At 56.0% G+C, this 3,788-nt stretch carries 3 protein-coding genes; all 3 read left to right on the top strand.

Features of this window, described 5'->3' with window-relative positions; translation table 11 throughout:
* A partial coding sequence (locus EN750_RS23100) for an OmpA family protein (RefSeq protein WP_245482776.1) occupies positions 1–2,234 on the top strand: 2,234 nt, incomplete at its 5' end.
* A gap of 13 nt (positions 2,235–2,247) precedes the next feature.
* The gene (locus EN750_RS23095) at positions 2,248–2,742 is read left to right on the top strand and encodes a Rab family GTPase (protein ID WP_023809564.1); all 495 of its coding nucleotides are present in this window, start codon (positions 2,248–2,250) and stop codon (positions 2,740–2,742) included.
* Between the two features lie 3 nt (positions 2,743–2,745).
* Positions 2,746–3,788: adenylate/guanylate cyclase domain-containing protein (locus EN750_RS23090; RefSeq protein WP_145967848.1), on the top strand; the 1,043-nt coding region annotated here is incomplete at its 3' end.

The following is a 3,788-nucleotide window of genomic DNA, read 5'->3' as shown; positions in this document are numbered from 1 at the left end:
GAACAGCCTCGAACGATACAGAAATTGATCGCGAGGCTCTGGCTCGTCTTTTGGTCGAAATTGCCCGGAACGTTGATCCGGACTATCGTGCGCGTTTCGACGGAGTCCCAACCGCCGATCCTCGCATGGAAACGCTGCGCCAGTTGCTGGTCAGCCGCGAAATTTCGGAGCTGTCACGAGTTACGCATCTGCTGGACGAACCCGAGCAGCTTGCGGCAGCAGTGGGCGACATTCTTCCCAGTGCGGCCGCGCGAGCGCCTCATGCGCAGCTCGGCGAGGCGCTTGCGCCTGCTGTCGAAAGGGCTGTGCAACGGTCAATCCAGAAGAGCCCGCGCACACTGACGGATATATTATACCCGGTGTTTCTGCCAGCAATTCGCAAGTCGATCGGGGAAAAGATCGACCAGACCTTTCAGTCGCTGAACGAAACTCTAAGACATATATTTACCTGGCATGGGCTCAAGTGGAGATTTGAATCTTGGAGGACAGGAGCAAGCTTTTCGGAAGTTGTTCTTAAGCACTCTCTTGTTTATCGTATAGAGCATGCCTTTCTCATTCACCGCAATTCCGGTCTTTTGATAGCGCATGTAACCGCCGATAATGCAACGAGCGAAGATCCTCAACTCATCTCTTCGATGCTTAGTGCAATTCAGGATTTTGTGAAGGACTCATTTAACGAGAAAGAGCAGAGCGGCCTGGACACAATTCGTTTTGGCGACCTTCGTCTCTGGTCAGAAGTTGGACCGTTTGCGACCCTGGTTTCGGTGATCCGGGGAAATCCGCCAGAGGGATTGCATGAAATACTTCGCGATGTATTGCTTCGCATCCATGAGGAATCCTCACAGGCTTTAGAGCAGTTTGACGGCGACGGTTCGCAGTTGGCCAGCGTAGAGGCGCAGTTGCAGACCTGCGTCGAGCTCAAGCAGGAGGAATCAAACGAGGGATTTCCGTGGCTGGTGGCGGCCGTTGCCCTGCTGCTTTTGAGTCTGGCAGGCGGTTGGTACTTTCTTTCCTGGCAATCAGCGCAGCGCTGGCAAGCTTATGTATCGCGCTGGCAGGCTTACGTGTCGCGACTGGAGGCCCAGCCGGGCATCATCGTTGCCGAACAACAGGCGCGCGACGGCCAATTCTATATTGCCGGCCTGAGAGACCCGCTTGCCGACGACCCGCAGTCGCTGTTGTCTGGAACGCAGGTCGATCCCGCCCGGGTTCATTCACAATGGCAATTCTATCAGAGCCTTGAGCCGGAGTTCGTGTTGAAACGGCTGACGGCGTCGCTGTATCCGCCAGATACAGTACGACTTTCGATCGTCAATAATCGCATTATTGCCGAGGGCGAGGCTCCCGACACCTGGATAGATCGGGCGCGCGCAGCGGCTCGGCAGCTTTCGGCAGGCGGACCGGAATTCGACATTTCCAAGGTTCGTGATGTCAGTCCCGAAGCACGCGCGGCGGAGCACTGGCAGTATTATGTGTCGCGACTTGAGGCCCAACCGGGAATTGTCGTCGCCCAACAATCGACCAGGGGTGGACATTTCTATATTTCCGGCCTGCGAGACCCGCTTGCCGCCGACCCGCAAGCTCTGCTGTCCGGAACGGAGGTCGATCCTGCCCGCGTTCATTCACAGTGGCAATTCTACCAGAGCCTTGATCCGAAGTTTGTGGTGAAGCGGCTGACGGCGTCGCTGACGCCGCCGAAATCGGTCCGACTTTCGATCATCCAGGGTCGCATCGTTGTCGTGGGCGAGGCTCCTGCCGCCTGGATCAACCGGGCGCAGGCCGCCGCTGAACAACTTTCGGCGGACGGAGTGGTTCTGGATGTCTCGCAGCTGCGTGAACTGGACCTTGCAGAGCTCAATCATTTGAGAGAGGCCATCCAGACGACCGATATTTTCTTCTCTTCCGGCAAAGTTGTGCCGGGACCAGAGCAGACGCCGGTTCTCGACAGATTGGCGGATCAAATAAAGGAATTCGCCCAAAGTGCCCGCAAGTCAGGCGTAACTGCGCGGTTCATGTTGACCGGCCATTCGGACACCACGGGCCGTGAGACGGCCAACGCGTCGATCAGCGCCGCCCGTGCCGAGACAGTTCGTGCGCTTCTCAACAAGCGCGGCGTCGCCCCGGAACTGCTGCTGGTTCGGGGCGCGGGCACCTTTGAACCGGCGGTGCCTGAAAATAGTCAGGCTGGTAGCTCCACCAATCGCCGGGTTTCCGTTACGGTAAACCTGGACTAGGTCGGAGCCCAAGATGTTGCAAAAAAAGATCTGTATGTTGGGCGGGTTCTCTGTTGGAAAGACGAGCCTGGTTCGCAGGTTTGTGAAAAGCATCTTTTCAGAGACCTACTTGACCACGGTGGGAGTGAAAATCGACAAAAAGAGTGTCGCACTCCCGGACAAAACAGTGGATCTGATTTTATGGGATTTGGCCGGCGAAGATGATATCGGCTCATTCCGCGTCAGCCATGTGCGAGGTGCGACAGGCCTCGTGCTTGTCGTCGATGGAACCCGCGCCGCTACCCTTACCGCCGCGCTCACGCTGCGCGAGCGGGTCGAGGCTGAATTCGGTGCTATGCCGTTCGTATTGCTTTTCAACAAATCTGATCTGGCCGATCGGTGGGTAATACCGGATAGAGAAATCGACGAACTGAGGCAACGCGGATGGCAGGTCTATCTGACAAGTGCGCTCTCGGGTGAGCATGTCGATGATGCGTTTCTTAAACTCGCTTCGATGGTCACCAAATAGACCATGCAAAGATTGCCAAGAGAGATCGGAAACTGGATTTACGATTTCTTCTACAACGAGCGTGCTATTGCGTATGTGAAAATTGACGCCCAGCTGCGGACAGCGGCGAAGGGCGGTAACGTTAAACATTACGGGCTCTCATCCCTTCGCATCGGTAAGCCTGTTGCCGATCAGCTTGAATTCATGGAAGGTTTGCTGCCTTGCCCGGAGCTTCCATTTCATATGCCTATGGTCGAACTGCCCAGCGGGCGTGTCGCGGACCTTCATCTTTTTGCTGATGATGACTGCGTGTGGCTGCTCTTTCTTGATGCCACTGCCGAACGCGACAACAAGCAGCGGCTTCAACAGAAGGCTTATGAAATGACTCTTCTGCAAGAGAGGGAGCGCCAACTCAACGAGAAGTTACATTCGACCAATGAGGCGTTGAGGAAGAGTCAGGAGGGATTGTCGCGTGAATACCAGCGCGCCGAATCCCTGCTCCTCAACATTCTTCCGGCGTCGATCGCGGAGCGGTTGAAAGCGCACAAGAAAATTGCAGACAACCACGCAGAGGTGAGTGTGCTTTTTGCCGATATCGTCGGTTTTACGGAAAGAGCGCGCAGCGTCGGAGCGGTGACGACGCTCGCTATCTTGAATTACTTCTTCAAGGCGGCGGATCGGCTCTCGGAACGGCACGGCTGCGAAAAGATCAAGACAATCGGCGATTGTGTGATGGTGGTCGCGGGCCTGCCCACCGCGCGATCCGATCATGCACAAGCCCTCGCGCACTACGCAGTTGAACTGCGCAAGGCGGTCAAACGCGAGAGCTTCGCAGGAGAACCGATAAGACTGAGAATTGGAATTCACTCGGGACCGATCGTCGCTGGCGTCATAGGCAAAAGACGGTTCGCCTATGACTTGTGGGGCGAGACCGTTAATCTCGCCTCGCGTATTCAAACGTCCGCGGAGCCCAGTGAAATCCGTATTTCCGATGCAACGCGCCAACTGCTGGGACCAAAATTTGCTTGCGATCCACTTGAGGAAACGGAATTGCGTGGTGCAGGTCG

This window comes from Mesorhizobium sp. M7A.F.Ca.ET.027.03.2.1 (genome assembly GCF_003999175.1).
Taxonomy (GTDB): Bacteria; Pseudomonadota; Alphaproteobacteria; order Rhizobiales; family Rhizobiaceae; genus Mesorhizobium.
This window is presented reverse-complemented; position numbering and strand designations above follow the sequence as displayed.